The 15,686-nt window shown below is 72.7% G+C and carries 15 protein-coding genes; 5 read left to right on the top strand and 10 right to left on the bottom strand.

Annotated features, from left to right (window positions below):
• Positions 1–10: 10 nt before the first annotated feature.
• Together B446_RS24575 and B446_RS24570 are read left to right on the top strand one after the other, a co-directional pair.
• Positions 11–1,471: a zinc-dependent metalloprotease gene (locus B446_RS24575; RefSeq protein ID WP_020942137.1), complete on the top strand. Its 1,461-nt coding sequence runs from the start codon at positions 11–13 to the stop codon at positions 1,469–1,471.
• The gene (locus B446_RS24570; RefSeq protein ID WP_020942136.1) at positions 1,468–1,983 is read left to right on the top strand and encodes an NUDIX hydrolase; all 516 of its coding nucleotides are present in this window, start codon (positions 1,468–1,470) and stop codon (positions 1,981–1,983) included. Before B446_RS24575 ends, B446_RS24570 begins: the two co-directional genes overlap by 4 nt.
• A gap of 102 nt (positions 1,984–2,085) precedes the next feature.
• On the opposite strand, the gene B446_RS24565 is transcribed toward B446_RS24570, so the two are convergent.
• The 4 genes from B446_RS24565 to B446_RS24550 form a co-directional block, all read right to left on the bottom strand.
• Positions 2,086–2,841: an AIM24 family protein gene (locus tag B446_RS24565; protein ID WP_020942135.1), complete on the bottom strand. Its 756-nt coding sequence runs from the start codon at positions 2,839–2,841 to the stop codon at positions 2,086–2,088.
• A gap of 17 nt (positions 2,842–2,858) precedes the next feature.
• Positions 2,859–3,539: an AIM24 family protein gene (locus tag B446_RS24560; protein ID WP_020942134.1), complete on the bottom strand. Its 681-nt coding sequence runs from the start codon at positions 3,537–3,539 to the stop codon at positions 2,859–2,861.
• A gap of 11 nt (positions 3,540–3,550) precedes the next feature.
• Positions 3,551–5,233: a TerD family protein gene (locus tag B446_RS24555; protein ID WP_020942133.1), complete on the bottom strand. Its 1,683-nt coding sequence runs from the start codon at positions 5,231–5,233 to the stop codon at positions 3,551–3,553.
• Positions 5,234–5,362: 129 nt separating this feature from the next.
• Complete coding sequence (locus B446_RS24550) at positions 5,363–5,959, bottom strand: M48 family metallopeptidase (protein WP_020942132.1); 597 nt, start codon at positions 5,957–5,959, stop codon at positions 5,363–5,365.
• Between the two features lie 287 nt (positions 5,960–6,246).
• On the opposite strand from B446_RS24550, the gene B446_RS24545 reads away from it, so the two are divergent.
• Together B446_RS24545 and B446_RS24540 are read left to right on the top strand one after the other, a co-directional pair.
• Positions 6,247–7,497 (top strand): TOMM precursor leader peptide-binding protein, encoded by a 1,251-nt coding sequence (locus tag B446_RS24545; RefSeq protein ID WP_020942131.1) that lies wholly within the window; start codon positions 6,247–6,249, stop codon positions 7,495–7,497.
• Entirely contained in the window at positions 7,490–8,887 is a 1,398-nt protein-coding gene (locus B446_RS24540; protein WP_020942130.1) for an ABC1 kinase family protein, read from the top strand. The genes B446_RS24545 and B446_RS24540 overlap by 8 nt, the downstream gene beginning before the upstream one ends.
• Positions 8,888–9,036: 149 nt before the next feature.
• Here the strand turns inward: B446_RS24540 and B446_RS24535 are convergent, their stop codons facing one another.
• The 4 genes from B446_RS24535 to B446_RS24525 all read right to left on the bottom strand — a co-directional run bounded on the left by B446_RS24535 (position 9,037) and on the right by B446_RS24525 (position 12,578).
• On the bottom strand, positions 9,037–9,363 hold the full coding sequence (locus tag B446_RS24535; RefSeq protein WP_020942129.1) for a hypothetical protein: 327 nt from the start codon (positions 9,361–9,363) through the stop codon (positions 9,037–9,039).
• Complete coding sequence (locus tag B446_RS24530; protein ID WP_043476390.1) at positions 9,360–9,728, bottom strand: WhiB family transcriptional regulator; 369 nt, start codon at positions 9,726–9,728, stop codon at positions 9,360–9,362. The genes B446_RS24535 and B446_RS24530 overlap by 4 nt, the downstream gene beginning before the upstream one ends.
• Before the next feature lie 172 nt (positions 9,729–9,900).
• Positions 9,901–10,218, bottom strand: coding sequence for a hypothetical protein (locus tag B446_RS37340; protein ID WP_078614792.1), 318 nt, complete (start codon positions 10,216–10,218; stop codon positions 9,901–9,903).
• Between the two features lie 164 nt (positions 10,219–10,382).
• On the bottom strand, positions 10,383–12,578 hold the full coding sequence (locus B446_RS24525; protein ID WP_020942128.1) for an ATP-dependent DNA helicase UvrD2: 2,196 nt from the start codon (positions 12,576–12,578) through the stop codon (positions 10,383–10,385).
• Positions 12,579–12,805: 227 nt separating this feature from the next.
• Here B446_RS24525 and B446_RS24520 point away from each other — a divergent pair, with 227 nt between their 5' ends.
• A complete protein-coding gene (locus B446_RS24520) occupies positions 12,806–13,048 on the top strand; it encodes a mycoredoxin (protein WP_020942127.1) in 243 nt (80 codons plus the stop codon).
• Between the two features lie 101 nt (positions 13,049–13,149).
• On the opposite strand, the gene nudC is transcribed toward B446_RS24520, so the two are convergent.
• Positions 13,150–14,094, bottom strand: coding sequence for an NAD(+) diphosphatase (gene nudC, locus B446_RS24515; protein ID WP_020942126.1), 945 nt, complete (start codon positions 14,092–14,094; stop codon positions 13,150–13,152).
• Positions 14,095–14,250: 156 nt separating this feature from the next.
• Entirely contained in the window at positions 14,251–15,654 is a 1,404-nt protein-coding gene (locus tag B446_RS24510) for a dipeptidase (RefSeq protein WP_020942125.1), read from the bottom strand.
• Between the last annotated feature and the right edge of the window lie 32 nt (positions 15,655–15,686).

Genomic DNA, 15,686 nt, shown 5'->3' with positions numbered 1-15,686 from the left:
GAGGAACCCCGTGAGTGACACCCCATTCGGATTCGGCCTTCCGCCGGAGGAGCCGGAAGACGGCGACGAGGGCAAGAAGAAGGACCAGGAGAGCGGTGGTGGGCAGGGACCGGCCAACCCGTTCGGTTTCGGGCTCCCCGGAGCCGGAGGCTTTGGCGGTCCCGGCGCCGACAATCCGCTCGCAGCGATGTTCGGCTCCCTGAACCCCACCGACCTGGGTGCCGCGTTCCAGCAGCTGGGCCAGATGCTCTCCTACGAGGGCGGCCCGGTGAACTGGGACATGGCCAAGCAGATCGCCCGCCAGACCGTCGCCCAGGGCACGCCGGACGGCGTGAAGGACGCGAGCGTCGGCGCCTCCGAGCGCTCCGCCGTCCAGGAGGCCGTCCGCCTGGCCGACCTGTGGCTGGACGACGCTACGTCCCTGCCGTCGGGCGCCGGCACGGCCGTGGCCTGGTCCCGCGCGGAGTGGGTCGAGGCCACCCTGCCCGCCTGGCAGGAGCTGGTCGACCCGGTCGCCGAGCGGGTCGGCGCGGCCATGGGCGACGTCCTGCCGGAGGAGATGCAGGCCATGGCGGGCCCGCTGATCGGCATGATGCGCTCCATGGGCGGCGCCATGTTCGGCACCCAGATCGGGCAGGCCGTCGGCGTGCTCGCGGGCGAGGTCGTCGGCTCCACCGACATCGGCCTGCCGCTGGGACCGTCCGGCAAGGCCGCGCTGCTGCCGGCCAACGTGGAGGCGTTCGGCAGGGACCTGAGCGTCGCGCAGGACGAGGTGCGGCTCTACCTGGCGCTGCGCGAGGCCGCCCACCAGCGTCTGTTCACGCACGTGCCGTGGCTGCGCTCGCACCTGTTCGGCGCGGTCGACGGGTACGCGCGCGGGATCAAGGTCGACACGGCCAAGCTGGAGGACGTGGTCGGCCAGTTCGACCCGCAGAACCCGGAGCAACTGCAGGACGCCCTTCAGCAGGGCATGTTCCAGCCGGAGGACACGCCCGAGCAGAAGGCGGCCCTGGCCCGGCTGGAGACCGCTCTGGCGCTCGTCGAGGGCTGGGTGGACGCGGTGGTCCACGCGGCCGCGAAGCCGCGTCTGTCGTCCGCCGACGCCCTGCGCGAGACGCTGCGCAGGCGCCGCGCCACCGGCGGTCCGGCGGAGCAGACGTTCGCCACCCTGATCGGTCTCGAGCTGCGCCCGCGCCGGCTGCGTGACGCCTCCCGGCTGTGGGCCTCGCTCACGGACGCGCGCGGGGTCGACGGCCGCGACGCCCTGTGGCACCACCCGGACATGCTGCCGACGGCCACCGACCTGGACGACCCGGACGGCTTCGTGCACCGCGAGCAGATGGACTTCTCCGAGCTCGACAAGATGCTCGGCGAGGCGGCCGGCAAGCCCGACCTGCGGAAGAAGACCGACGACGAGGCCGCGGGCGAGGCCGAGAACGGCGGCGAGGCGAAGGGCGACGGCACCGAGTGAGCCTGCATGACGACGCGGTCCTCGTGCTCAAGGGGTACGGGGACCAGGAGGAGCTGCGGCAGGTCTACCTGGACCACCTCGACGCGCATCCGGACGGCATGTGGAAGGCGTGCGGGGACGGGCACGTCACGGCGAGCGCACTGGTGATCGACCCGGAGCGCGGCCGGGTGCTGCTCACCCTGCACCGCAAGCTGCGGATGTGGCTCCAGATGGGCGGCCACTGCGAGCCGTCCGACGCCACGCTCGCGGACGCGGCGCTGCGCGAGGGGACCGAGGAGTCCGGTGTCGCGGGGCTGACCCTGCTGCCCGGCGGCCCGGTGCGCCTGGACCGGCACCACACGCCCTGCGCCTGGCATCTCGACGTCCAGTACGCGGCGCTCGCCCCGTCCGGTGCCGTGGAGGCGATCAGCGACGAGTCGCTGGACCTGCGCTGGTTCGCCTACGACGAGGTGGCCGGCGTGGCCGACGCGTCCGTCGTGCGCCTGGTGGAGGCGGCCCGCGCCAGGCTCTGACCGGCGGCCGGGCACCGTGCGGTGCCCGAGGTGCTCGGCGACGAGGGGCGGCCGCCACGGCGGCCGCCCCTCGTGCCGCTCCGGTGACGGACCGGTGCCGGGTCAGCTCCAGACGTTGCCCTGGTTCTGGCCACGCGCGCCGTGCTGGCCCATGCCGAACTGCGCGGCGATGCCCTGGCCGATCTCGGCGTTCTGCGGCGGCAGCAGCTCGCTGGGCTGCACCAGCGCGAACCCGGAGCCCATGAAGCTCAGCTCCCAGCCCTCACCGGTGCTGCCGCGCCGCCGCCACACACCCGAGGAGTGCGTCTGGGCCTGCATCTGCACCCGCAGGCCGGTGGACCAGGCGACGATCGCGTCCGCGTCGCAGTTGACGTACTTGTCGGGCGTGACCTGCATCAGCAGCGGTGCGCCCGAGGTCATCAGGGCCACCTTGCCGCGGCCGGTGATGTTGAGCTGGTACTTCCCGGACCCCGAGATGCCGTAGAGGCTGTCGACGGCGATGACCTCGTGGTGCAGCGAGGAGTCCATGGCGAGGACGTAGCTGCTGTCCACCGTCAGGCCGTCCTGCTCGACGTCCATGACGTGCACGTACTGGGCGAGGTTGGCGAGGAGGACGGTGCCCTGCCCATGGCAGCGCATCAGGTCCAGGCCCTCGCCGGTGCGCGCACGCGCGCGTGCCTGGCCGTTCGAGCGGTACTCGGCGTCGAACTCGACGAGTCCCTGGTAGGCGACCATGGTGCCCTTGCGGGCGAGGACGTCGTCGTGACCCTCCAGGGTGACGCGGAGCATCTGCTTGTTCTGCAGGCTCCAGCGGTCCTGGTTCTGCGAGTCGTTGTGGGCGAAAAGCGGGCTCTGCATGGTGTTCTGACTCCCCCTCAGCCCCGGAACCGAAGGCGGTCGGTGCTGTCCTCGCTGGGCTGGACGACGACGATGCCCTGGCCGGAGAAGGCCATCTGGTAGGCCTCACCGCTGCCCCGGCCGATCAGCGACTGCGCCTTGAAGCTGCGCTTGCCCTTCACCTTCAGGTTCGGGGACCAGGCGACGAGCGCGTCGGGGTCGACGTACGTCTCGTCCTCGCCGCCGCCGCAGTCGACGACGATCGGCTTGCCCCGGGAGGTCAGCGCGACCCAGCCCTGCCCGGAGATCTTCGTGTTCCACAGGCCCTGCCCGGCGAACTTGGCGAGCCCCTTGACGCGTTCCACCCCCCAGGTGAGGTGGGCGTCGAAGGCGAGCAGGTTGGTGGCGTTGACGGAGATGCCGTCGCCGTTGAGGTTGATCACCACGACGTCGGCGCCGTAGTCGGCGAGGTAGAGCAGTCCGTCGCCGCTGCACTTCATCAGCGGGGCACCCTCGCCGGTGATCCAGTCGCGGGCGATCTGGCGGACGGCGGGCGGGTTGGGCTCGTACTGGATGAAGCCTTCGTAGGCGACCATCGACCCCACGCGCGCGAGGAGGTCGTTCCCGGTCTGCATGGCGACCTTCAGCATGTGGTTGCCGTGGTTGTCCATGCGGGCCGTGACGGGTGCGGGGGCGTAGCCCGCGAGCGGCTGGTTCATGACGGGCTCCCCTAGACCTCGTACGGCTGGACGACGATGAAGTTGCCGGGCGCGCCCCGGAACTGGAGGTTGACGCTCTCCCCGGTGTCGCCCGGGTAGGCGTTGCGGCGCATCCGCACCTGGCTGGAGACGATCACCTGGGAGGCGGCCGACCAGGCGACCACGGCGTTGCAGTCGGCGAACGTCGTGGGCGTCACCGGCAGCACGACGGGCGTGCCGTGCGTCTTGACGACGATGGTGCCGGTGCCCTGGAACTGCATGGTGAACAGCGCGCCACCGGGGATGCCGTGGCCCTCGATGCGGCGGACCTCGTACTGCAGGCTCTCGTCGAAGGCGAGGACGTTCTCCGCGGAGACGCAGATCGCGTCGCCCTGGAGTTCGACGGGGTGGAGGTGGGTGGAGTTCTCGGCGAGGAACACCTGGCCGTGGCCGGTGCAGCGCATGAGCTGCATCTCCTGGCCGGTGGCGTTGCCGACGATCCGGCCGGCGAAACCGGCGCCCTTGTAGCTGAAGTCGACCTTGCCCTGGTAGAGCACCATGCTGCCCTGCCGGGCCAGTACGGGCTGTCCGCCGATGCCGAGGTCGACGCGGATCAGCTTGCTGTTCTGCTGGGTCCAGCGCTGCCCGGTGGGCGTCTCCTTGAACTTCTGGAGCGCGGCCGACACCCCGGCGCCGCCCTGCGGGGCGCCCTGCGGCACTCCGTAGGGGGTGGTCTGCTGGCCGGGCACTTGGCCGTAGGGCGGCTGCTGTCCGTAGCCCGGCGGCATGGGCGCGCCCGGCTGGCCACCATACGAGGGCGGCTGCTGTCCGTAGCCCGGGGGCATCGGCGCGCCGGGCTGGCCGCCGTAGGGCGGCTGCTGCGGCGGCTGGCCGTAGGGCGCGGGGGCGGGGGCCGGCGGCGGAACCGTGCCGCCGGGCGGCGGGGTCAGCGGGGCGATGACCGTCGGCGCCCCGTGCATGTTCGGCGCGGGCGCCGGCGGCGGCGTGCTGCCGGGCGGCGCGAAGCCCTGCGGGGCCGGGGCCGGGGCCGGCGGCGGAACCGGGGCGGGCGCGGGGGCGGCCGGGGCGGCGAACGCGGGCGGCCGGCCGGTCTGGACGGGCGGGGCGAAGCCGGGTGCGGCGCCGGACTGCGGCTGCGGCTGCTGCGGGACGGCGGGCGCCTCCTCCTCCAGCACCTCGCCGCCGAAGTTCTTCAGCAGCGCCTCCAGACCGCCGTCGAAGCCCTGCCCGACGGCGGCGAACCGCCATACGTCCTTGAAGTACAGGTCACCGAGCATCACGGCCCGCTCGGTGGAGAACTCCGAGCCGTTGAACGAGTAGCGCGCGACCTCCTCACCACCGGCCACGATGCGCAGGTAACCGGGGTTCACCTGGGACATCTGCCCGGCGCCGTCGACGGTCGCCGTGAAGGACAGCTTGCGGATCCGGGAGGGAATCCGGTCCAGGGTCACCCGGAACGACTCCGTGTCGCCCGACTGGCTGCCCAGCAGCTGGATGGATTCCTCCGGGGACTTCGGCTGGTTGAAGAAGACGAAGTACCGGTCGTCGGAGAGACGCTCGTCGGCGTCCAGACCGAAGCAGCTGATGTCGAAGGTCAGTCCGGGGGCGGTGATCTGCACGCCTACGTACAGATCGGTGCCCGCCGTGAGGTCACTGATCCTGGCCTTGTGGCCGCGTTGGAATTCCCTGGCCATGCGTTACGACCGTCCCCCATCCCGAATGCGAGTGCGTCGCGCCAGGCTAACGGCAAACCCCGACATCGGACGCGGCCGGTACAGAGCCGGTACACAACCGCGTCCCGGGACGGACGTACGGCGCCCGACTCACTCCTCGCGGGCTCCGGGCACCTGCGGCAGCCGGTCGGCGGCCACCACTCCCTCCAGATAGCCGCGGGCCCGCTCGGTGCGCGGGTAGGACTCCAGCAGCCGCCAGAAGCCGGGTCCGTGACCGGGCACCAGCAGGTGCGCCAGCTCGTGGCAGAGCACGTAGTCGACGACGTACTCCGGCATGCCCTGCAGCCGGTGCGAGAGCCGGATGCTGCCCTCGGCCGGCGTGCACGAGCCCCAGCGGGTGTTCTGGTTGGTGACCCAGCGCACCGAGGCGGGGCGGGCCCGGCCCCCGAAGTACTGCTCCGACAGGCGCGCGGCCCGCTCGGTCAGCTCGGCGTCGCCCAGCTTCCGTCTGCTCTCCTGGGCGGCGAGCTTGTCGAGCATAAGGGTCACCCAGCGCTGCTCCTCCGCCTCGGACATCCGGGCGGGGATCAGCACGACGGTGCGATCGCCCTCGCGGTACGCGGAGACGGTACGGCGGCGCCGGGTACTCCTGCGGACCTCGATCGCGCTCGCCCCCGAGCCGCTCGGCGGCTGGCTCGTCGTGCTGCGCTGTGGCTTTCCGGCGCGGTGCAGGGGGTCGGCGGGCACGCCCCGACGTTACCCGCTGCACAGCGCAGAAGTCCCGGCTCCGGGGCGGTTCGATACCGAGACCCCACCGTACGTCTGATTAGTACGACCGATATGTCGGACTGGCCCGGCCGGCTTGTACGACGATCATCCCCTGCCTGTGGACAACGCACCGCACCGCCCGCCGCGGCCCGGCATCCTGGCATCCACCGGCGGAGCCCGACCGACTCCACCGGCAAGGGAACAATCTCCCACTCGACCGACGTTTGACACGACTGGTGCAATTCATGGCAAACGGGGACCCCGACATGCATCCGATGGTGAAGCCCGCGCTGCGGCGCGGCTGGCGTGATCTCGACACCGTGCAGTTCGGCATGACTCCGGCGCACGCGCTGACCCTGGGCCCGGTGGACACCGCCACGGGCGGCTTCCTCGACCTGCTCAACGGCACCCGCGGCCTTCCGCTGCTGCGCGAGGAGGGCCGGCGCATGGACCTGCCGGACGGCCACGTCGACACCCTGATCGACCGGCTGGCCGACGCCGGTCTCCTCGACGACACGCGCGGCGGCGGCCCGGCGGCGGACGCGCTGCGGGAGCGGACGGACGTCCTGGACCGGCTGCGGCCCGACCTCGCCACGCTGTCCCTGACGACCGCCGGCCCCGGCGACGCGCTCGCCCGGCTCGCCGCCCGCCGCGCCCAGCGCGTCCAGGTCCGGGGCGCGGGACGGGTCGGCGCCCTGCTGGCCTCGGTGCTCTCCGCCGCGGGCGTCGGCGAGGTCGACGTGCGCGACACGGGACGCGTCGAACCGTGGGACGTGACCCCGGGCGGCCTGCCCGCCGAGGCGCTCCACGAGCGCCGGGACGAGGCGGCCCGGGCGGCGGTCCGCCGCGCGGCCCCCGACCGCCGCGCCCGCCGCAGCCGCACCGCCCCGTCCCCCGGCGCCCCGGTCTCCCCCGGCTCCTCCCGCTCCTCCGCGGAGGCTCCCGGGCTCTCCCTCGTGATCCTCGCTCCCCGGGACGACGTCGCGGTGCACGCGCCGGACCCCTTCTCCGCCGGACCGCTCGTGGCCTCCGGCACCCCCCATCTGTACGCGGGCGTCGTGGAGGCGACCGGCGTCGTCGGGCCCCTCGTCCTGCCCGGCGAGACGGCCTGCGCCGGCTGCCTCGACCAGGGCCGCACGGACCGGGACCCGGTCTGGCCCCGCCTGGTCGCCCAGTGGCGGTCCGGCAGGGCCCGCCGGACCGGCGCCTGCGACGTGGCGCTCGCCACCACCGTCGCGGGACTGGCCGCCGCGCACGCCCTCGCCTTCCTGGACGGCGAGTCGCCGTCCGGCACGGGCACCCGCTGGGAGGCCTCCCTGCCCGGCCTGACCTGGCATTCCCGTCCCGTGTGGCCCCATCCGGCATGTGCGTGCGGGGCGGCGGAGGCAGCCAGGGGGGAGCACTCCTCCGGCAACGGGGAACCGCGCGCGACAATGGCGGTGCAAGGGCCGCGGACCCAGCGACCACGCGAGACAGGCGCGGCGCGGCCGACAGGGACTTGGAGGGCGCATGTCTGATCTTCCCCGGAAGGCGGTCACCCGGACCGCCAAGCTCGCCGCGCTCCCGCTCGGCTTCGCCGGCCGGGCCACCTGGGGGCTGGGCAAGCGGATCGTGGGCGAGTCCGCGGAGATCGTCGGCCGGGAGCTGCAACAGCGCACGGCGGAGCAGCTCTTCAAGGTGCTCGGTGAGCTCAAGGGCGGCGCCATGAAGTTCGGGCAGGCCCTGTCCGTCTTCGAGTCGGCGCTGCCCGAGGAGGTCGCCGGTCCCTACCGCGCGGCGCTGACCAAGCTCCAGGAAGCGGCTCCCCCCATGCCGACCCGCACGGTCCACGCGGTGCTGGAGGAACGGCTGGGAGCGGACTGGCGCGACCTCTTCGAGGAGTTCGAGGACAAGCCGGCGGCCGCGGCCTCCATCGGCCAGGTCCACCGGGCCGTGTGGCACGACGGCCGCGAGGTCGCCGTCAAGGTCCAGTACCCGGGCGCCGGCGAGGCGCTGCTGTCCGACCTGAGCCAGCTCAGCCGCTTCGCCCGGCTGCTGGGCCCGCTCATTCCGGGCATGGACATCAAGCCGCTGATCGCGGAGATGCGGGACCGCGTCTCCGAGGAGCTGGACTACGCCCTGGAGGCCGAGGCCCAGGCCGCTCACGCGGCGGAGTTCGCCGACGACCCGGACGTCGTGGTCCCGGCCGTGGTGCACCAGTGCGAGCAGGTCCTGGTCACGGAGTGGATCGACGGCATCCCGCTCTCCGAGATCATCACCGACGGCACCCAGGAGCAGCGCGACCGCGCCGGACAGCTGCTGGCCCGCTTCCTCTTCTCGGGGCCGGCGCGCACCGGCCTGCTGCACGCCGACCCGCACCCGGGCAACTTCCGGCTGCTGCCGGGCGACCCGGAGGACGAGGGCGACTGGCGGCTGGGCGTCCTGGACTTCGGCACGGTCGACCGGCTCCCGGGCGGGCTGCCCGCACCGATCGGCATCTCCCTGCGGATGACCCTGGACGGCGAGGCGGAGACGGTCTACGAGCTGTTGTGCGAGGAGGGCTTCGTCAAGGAGTCCATAGAGCTGGACCCGGACGCCGTCCTCGACTACCTGCTGCCGATCATCGAGCCGGCCCGGGTCGAGTCGTTCACCTTCACCCGCTCGTGGATGCGCGGCCAGGCCGCCCGTGTCGCCGACCCCCGCTCCCCCGCGTACCAGCTGGGCAAGCGGCTCAACCTGCCGCCGGCCTACCTGCTGATACACCGGGTGACGCTCAGCACCATCGGCGTGCTGTGCCAGCTCGGGGCCACGGTGCGGCTGCGCGACGAGCTCGAGGACTGGCTGCCCGGCTTCGCCGCCGAGGACGAGCCGGGCCTCGGGTCGGAGGACGGCGAGCCGGGCGAGGAGGAGCAGGCCGCGGAGGCGTGATCCCCCGACGCGTCACCCCGCCGGCGGCTCCCCGGCCGGGGAGCCGCCGCACAACGCACCGCGGGGGCCGGTCCGTTCGGCCGGACCGGCCCCCGCGTGGAGTCTTCGCCTCCCTGGGCCGGGAGGCCACCGCTTCTCAGGTGTGATCGTTACTGCATGACGGCCATGGCGAGCGCCCGGCGGGCACGCATCGAGGCGCGCTCCGCCCGGCGCTGCATGCGGCGGGCGGTCGCCAGGCGGATCGCCCGGTGTTCCCGCTCGGCCTCGTGCAGGCGCTCGTGCATATGCGCACGGGCCAGGGCTTCTTGAATGAGTTGCATCTCTCGGGTCCTGTTCTGACGCGAGCCGGTCGCGCCGCTGGTGGTGCGGGAGTCTGTGGTCGCGGAGCCTGCGGGCTCGCTGGTGGACGGCTTCATCGAGGCCTGCTTCTTGGGGTCGTGCGTGAGGGGACGGTCGATCGTTCCTGCGGTGTTCATGCCGTGACCGGGTTCTTCCGCGGGCGGCCACGGGGCCGCTTCCGGGCGACGACGACGCCCTGGACGAACAGTTCGCCACCCCAGACGCCCCAGGGCTCACGCCGCTCCTTGGCGCCGGCGAGGCAGGCCTCCATCAACGGGCAGGTGCGGCAGAGGGACTTGGCGTACTCGACGTCGGCCGGCGACTCGGCGAAGAAGACCTCCGGGTCGTAGGAGCGGCAGGGGACGGGTACGCCGAGGTTCTCGATGGCGTCGTCGAGCGCGGTGAGCGCGGTGAGGGGGGTCAAGGTGGAGTCCTCCGTGAGGCCGGGCGGGGGGATCGTTCGTGAAGGCGGTACGGACGGGGCGTGCGCTTCGAGTTGCACGGTCGGTCTTCCTCGTCTGGTCGTTCCGGCCGGTTGACCGGGTGCGGCTTGGTACCGGGTTCTTTTCTTGTCCCGAGGCCCCTTCGGTCTGTCGTGCCCGTTGGGGCAAACAGAAGGGCCGCGGATCCCGGATGGGGTTCCGCGGCCCTGAAGGCGCCGGCCTGATCGACGATCAGGCTGGATCACTCCAGGGTTCTGGCCCACGGAAGGCCCACATCAGGTGGTGCTGCGTCGTCTGCTTCCGGAATCCGGCACCGGCCGCGAAGGCATAGGCATGTGCCTGTGCCTCTACCGCTTCCAGTGCCTTGGTCGGTCGCTCATTGCGCTCACGGACGGGAAGACCCGCCAGAGACACGGAGGACGCCGGACGGACGGCACGAATGCCGGACAGACCGGTGCCCTGGTTCGAGGCGCCGAGCATGCACGTGGAGACGGTCGGGCGATCGGTCATTTTGGCCGCGCTGATGAAGCTGGTGTTGATGCTGATCACTGGACTCGCCTCCTCTCGGCGTCTTGGGGACCGGGGTGAGCCGGTCCGTTCGGATATGCAAGTACAACACGGAATCGGCGCCTTCGAGAAGGCCGCCGTTTCCGTGTCTAGAACCTATGGGGATCGCTGGGGCATGCGCAAACTATTTTTTCGACGAGTTGGCGTCAGTCTTCTTCGTCGTCCCGCGCGATGTCCTGGCCTGCGCAGATGGCCAGAATGTCGGCTCCGTGGCGTTGCAGCTTGCGGCTGAGGACGCCCGGGATGCGGGAGAGTTCGGCGGTGGTGTCGGGCTGGGCTTCGGCGATGGCCATCAGGGTGCGGTCGGTGAAGACGCAGAAGTCCGGCTGCCCGCTCCGCCGCGCCTGGACGGCGCGCCAGGCGCGGAGCCGTTCGTAGAGGCCTTCGTCCATGTCGGAGGGGCAGTCCGCACAGCGCATCAGCTTCATCTCGCCGGCGTCGGTGAGGCTGCGGCCGCAGACGCGGCAGCGGGCGGGGGTGCGCTGTCTGCGGCGGGGGGCGGCGGCGGCCGGTGCGAGGGTGCCGCGTTCGATGCCTCCGGCGGCCGCAGGTCCGGTGCGGCCCGCGGTGGTGGCGGAGCCGGGGCGCAGGCCGTCGAGGAAGGGGCTCGGCCTGCGGTTGGGGCGGCCGCCCGGTGCGCGGGACAGGGACCAGGAGAGGTGGAGCCGTTCCCTGGCGCGGGTGACGCCGACGTAGAGGAGCCGGCGTTCCTCCTCGATCTGTTCGTCCGTCTTGGCGTAGGTGATGGGCATCATGCCGTCGGCGACGCCGACGAGGAAGACGACGTCCCACTCGAGGCCCTTGGCGGCGTGCAGGGAGGCGAGGGTGACGCCCTGGACGGTGGGGGCGTGCTGGGCGTTGGCCCGCTCGTCGAGTTCCGCCACGAGGTCGCCGAGGGTGGCTCCCGGGTGGGCGGCGGCGAAGTCGTGGGCGAGGTTGACGAGCGCGGCCAGGGATTCCCAGCGTTCCCGGGCGGCGCCGGAACCGGCGGGCGGCTCGGTGGTCCAGCCCTCTCCGGAGAGCACGGCGCGTACCTGTGAGGGCAGGTCGACGACGTCGTCGAGGAGGGAGTCGTTACCGCCGAAGCGGGCCGCGCCGCGCAGGGCGATGCCCGCCTTGCGGACCTCCGGGCGGTCGAAGAAGCGTTCGGCGCCGCGGAGCTGGTAGGGCACCCCGGCGTCGGCGAGGGCCTGCTCGTAGGTCTCGGACTGGGAGTTGGTGCGGAAGAGGATCGCGATCTCGGCGGCGGGGGTCCCGGCGTCGACGAGTTCGCGGATGCGGCGGGCGGCGCCTTCGGCCTCGGCGGGTTCGTCCGTGTACTCGGTGAAGACGGGGTCGGGGCCGGGCGGGCGCTGGGAGACGAGTTCCAGCCGGTGGTCGGCGGCGCGGCCGCTGGCCTGGGTGAGCAGGCCGTTGGCGAGGCGGACGACCTGGGGGGTGGAGCGGTAGTCGCGGACCAGTTTGACGACGGTGGCGCCCGGGTGGCGGACGCGGAAGTCGAGGAGGTGGTCGGGCGTTGCTCCGGTGAACGAGTAGATCGTCTGGCTGGCGTCGCCGACGACGCACAGGCTGTCGCGCTCGCCGAGCCACAGTTCGAGGAGCCGCTGCTGGAGCGGGCTGACGTCCTGGTACTCGTCGACGACGAAGTGCTGGTACTGGGCACGTACCTGGTCGGCGATGTCGTGGCGGTCCTGGAGGACGGCCACGGTGAGCAGCAGGACGTCCTCGAAGTCGATGACGGCGCGGTCGCGCTTGAGGTTCTCGTAGGCGGCGTAGAGGTGGGCGATCTCGGCGGGGTCCCGGGGGGTTTCCCGGCCGGCCTTCGCGGCCGCGTACGGGTAGTCGGCGGGGACGGTCTGGGTGACCTTGGCCCATTCGATCTCGGCGGTGGTGTCGCGCAGCTCGCCGCGGTCGAGGCGGAGGTTGCGCGTGGCGGCGGCCTCGGCGACGAGCTGGATCTTGCGGTCGACGAGCCGGGGCATGGAGCCACCGACCGCTTTCGGCCAGAAGTACTGGAGCTGGCGGAGCGCGGCGGAGTGGAAGGTGCGGGCCTGGACGCCCTGGGCGCCGAGCTGGCGCAGGCGGCCGCGCATCTCGCCGGCGGCGCGGTTGGTGAAGGTGACGGCGAGGACGGTCGACGGCTGGAGGATCCCGGCGCGCACTCCGTAGGCGATGCGGTGGGTGATGGCGCGGGTCTTGCCGGTTCCCGCTCCGGCCAGCACGCACACCGGGCCGTGCAGCGCGGTGGCGACCTCGCGCTGCTCGGGGTCGAGCCCTTCGAGCACCGCGTCGGCCGAGTCGGGGGCCTGCGGGAAGAGGGGGGAGTGCGTTGCTGGTGTCACATGGCCATGCTGCCAGGTCGTCCGGGACTGCTGCGCCGGTTGTCCACAGGCGGGGGCCTGCGGTCGTATGACCCGAGGATTGTTGTGGGGCGCGCGTCACGGCCGCGCCCGGAAGGCCGGCGGGGCTCCTGCGGCGCCTCCGATACCCCAGGAGGGAATGTCGTGGGTCCGGTCCGTGTTGTGCTGCTCGGAGGACTTCCCCGAGCAGCCTGAGGAGCGCGAGAGACATGCAGGGCACTGTGACGATGTACAGCACGACTTGGTGTGGCTACTGCCGTCGGCTGAAGAGCCAGATGGACCGCGAGGGCATCGCGTACACCGAGATCAACATCGAGCAGGACCCGGAGTCCGCCGCCTTCGTCGAGAAGGCCAACGGCGGAAACCAGACGGTCCCGACCGTGCTGTTCGCCGACGGTTCGACGCTGACGAACCCGTCGCTGGCCCAGGTGAAGCAGAAGGTCGCCGCGTAGGCGGGTCGGCCGGAGCTTGCGGGAGAAGCGGCCGCCGGGGCTGGGTGCCCCGGCGGCCGCTTCGTCGTGTCCTCTTCCGCGGCTCTCCCGCCGGCCCGGGCTCAGATGACGCTTCTCGTCGGCAGGGGCCTGCCGTACCACTTCTCGATCAGGCGGGCGGCGATGGAGATGCCGTAGGGCGGCTGGACCTCGCCGGACTCGAAGGCCGCGTGCAGCTCCTCGCGGGAGAACCAGCGGGCCTCGTGGATCTCGTCGCCGTCGACGGTGATGTCGGTGGTGGTGGCGTGGGCCATGAAGCCCAGCATGAGGCTGGAGGGGAAGGGCCAGGGCTGGCTGGCCACGTACTCGACCGGACCGACGGTGACACCGGCCTCCTCGAAGGCCTCGCGGCGCACGGCCTGCTCGATGGACTCGCCGGGCTCGACGAAGCCGGCGAGGGTGGAGAAGCGGCCTTCGGGCCAGTGGACCTGGCGGCCGAGCAGGATGCGGTCGTCCACGTCGGTGATGGCCATGATCACGGCGGGGTCGGTGCGCGGGTAGTGCTCGGCGCCGCACGCGGGGCAGCGGCGGATGTGGCCGGCCGCGGCGATGACGGTGCGCTCGCCGCAGCGGGAGCAGAAGCGGTGGGTGCGCTGCCAGTTCTCCAGGCCCACGGCGTGCACCATGAGGCCCGCGTCACGGGGTGACAGCAGCAGTCCGGCCTCGCGCAGGCCGGCGGGGCGCGCGGACTGGTCGATGCGGCCGGGCAGGGCGTCCTTCTGCAGCGCGAAGTAGCTGACGCCGTCGTCGTCGGTGCCGAGGAAGTACCGGTGGGCCTCGGTGAGCGGCGCCTCGAAGGAGGGGGTCATGACGAGTTCGGTGCGGCCGTCGGGCGTCTCGTCGATGAGTACCTGGCCGCCGGAGACCACGAAGCAGCGGGTCGTGGGGTGGCTCCACGCCGCGGCGAGCCAGGCCTCGTCGAGCCGGTGGTGGGCGGCGCGGTCGATGCCGCTCGGGGCGGTCAGCGAGATGGGTCGGTCGGCGGTGTGGTCGGTCCGGATGGTCACGGGTGCTTCCAACTCCCCCAGTGGAACGGTTCGTCTGGTCGGGCGGTGCGGCGGGCGGTGGGGCGGTGGGGCAGCCGGGCGGGAGGGGGCCGTGCGGGGCGGGCGGTTGTCCCGGTGTGCCCCGCGCGTGGTGCCGTCCCGTACGGCGCCCTCGGGTCAGGGGGCGTGACGCCAGTTCTCGGCGAGGTCGCCCCACAGGTAGGCGCTGGTCTCGACGCCCTTGAGGAGGAGGTCGAGCTCGACCTTCTCGTTCGGGGCGTGCCAGCCGTCGGACGGGACGGAGATGCCGAGGAAGAGGACGGGGGCTCCCAGGACCTCCTGGAGGTCGGCGGCGGGGCCGGAGCCGCCCTCGCGGGTGAAGCGGACCGGGCTCTGGAAGGCGCGGCCCATGGCACGGGCCACGGACTGCAGCGCGGGGTGGTCGAGCGGGGTCAGACAGGGGCGGGTGGCGGAGCCGAAGCTGATCTCGTGCGTGATGCCGGCAGGCAGCCGGTCGGCGGCCCAGGCGCGGACGGCCTTCTCGATGTGGTCCGGGTCCTGGCCGGCGACCAGCCGGAAGGACAGCTTGACCATGGCCGAGGAGGGGATGATCGTCTTGCTGCCGGGGCCCTGGTAGCCGCCGCCGATGCCGTTGACCTCGGCGGTCGGGCGGGCCCAGATGCGCTCCAGGGTGGTGTGCCCTGCCTCGCCGTGGGTGGCGCGCGACTTGGCGGTGCGCAGCCACTGGGGCTCGTCGAACGGCAGCTCGGCGAACAGCTCGCGCTCGCGGTCGGTCAGCTCGACGATGCCGTCGTAGAAGCCGGGGACGGCCACGCGTGCGTGCTCGTCGTGCAGGGCGGCCACCAGGCGGGCGGCCGCGGTGGCGGGGTTGGGGACGGCGCCGCCGAAGGAGCCGGAGTGGATGTCCTGGTCGGGGCCGTGGAGGCGGATCTCGCACTCGGCGAGGCCGCGCATGCCGGTGCAGACGGTCGGGGTGTCCTCGGACCACATGCCGGTGTCGGAGACGATCACGGCGTCGGCGGTGAGCCGGCCGGCGTGCTCCTCGACGAGGGCCCGGAAGTGCGGGGAGCCGGACTCCTCCTCGCCCTCGATCAGCAGCTTCAGGTTGACCGCGGGGGCGGTGCGCCCGGTGGCGGCGAGGTGGGCGCGGACGCCCAGGGTGTGGAAGAACACCTGGCCCTTGTCGTCGGCCGCCCCGCGCGCGTAGAGGCGGTTGCCGCGTACGACGGGCTCGAAGGGGTCGCTGTCCCAGCCGTCCTCACGGGCGGCGGGCTGGACGTCGTGGTGGCCGTAGACGAGGACCGTGGGCGCCTCGGGGTCGCCCGAGGGCCACTCGGCGAAGACGGCGGGGGCGCCCGCGGTCGGCCAGACCTCGGCCGTCGGGAAGCCGGTCTCCCTGAGCTTGGCGGCGAGCCAGTCGGCGCTGTCGCGTACGTCGGGCCCGTGGTCGGGCTGGGCCGACACGGAGGGGATGCGGAGCCAGGCGGTGAGGTCGTCGAGGAAGGCGGCGCGGTGCCGGTCGATGTACGTGCGGACGGCGCTGTCCGGGGTCTGGCTCATACTCACGAGCCTATCGGCCCGCACCGGCATCC

Source organism: Streptomyces collinus Tu 365 (assembly GCF_000444875.1).
GTDB lineage: Bacteria > Actinomycetota > Actinomycetes > Streptomycetales > Streptomycetaceae > Streptomyces > Streptomyces collinus_A.
The sequence above is the reverse complement of the archived record's forward strand: the minus strand, read 5'-3'. Positions and strand labels throughout refer to the sequence as shown.

Excerpts from the sequence above, each read along its gene's own strand:
- B446_RS24540 (WP_020942130.1), top strand. The coding sequence starts at position 7,490 with ATGTCTGATCTTCCCCGGAAGGCGGTCACCCGGACCGCCAAGCTCGCC.
- B446_RS24565 (WP_020942135.1), bottom strand. The coding sequence starts at position 2,841 with ATGCAGAGCCCGCTTTTCGCCCACAACGACTCGCAGAACCAGGACCGC.
- B446_RS24520 (WP_020942127.1), top strand. The coding sequence starts at position 12,806 with ATGCAGGGCACTGTGACGATGTACAGCACGACTTGGTGTGGCTACTGC.
- B446_RS24555 (WP_020942133.1), bottom strand. The coding sequence starts at position 5,233 with ATGGCCAGGGAATTCCAACGCGGCCACAAGGCCAGGATCAGTGACCTC.
- B446_RS24510 (WP_020942125.1), bottom strand. The coding sequence starts at position 15,654 with ATGAGCCAGACCCCGGACAGCGCCGTCCGCACGTACATCGACCGGCAC.
- B446_RS24545 (WP_020942131.1), top strand. The coding sequence starts at position 6,247 with ATGCATCCGATGGTGAAGCCCGCGCTGCGGCGCGGCTGGCGTGATCTC.
- B446_RS24535 (WP_020942129.1), bottom strand. The coding sequence starts at position 9,363 with ATGAACACCGCAGGAACGATCGACCGTCCCCTCACGCACGACCCCAAG.
- B446_RS24560 (WP_020942134.1), bottom strand. The coding sequence starts at position 3,539 with ATGAACCAGCCGCTCGCGGGCTACGCCCCCGCACCCGTCACGGCCCGC.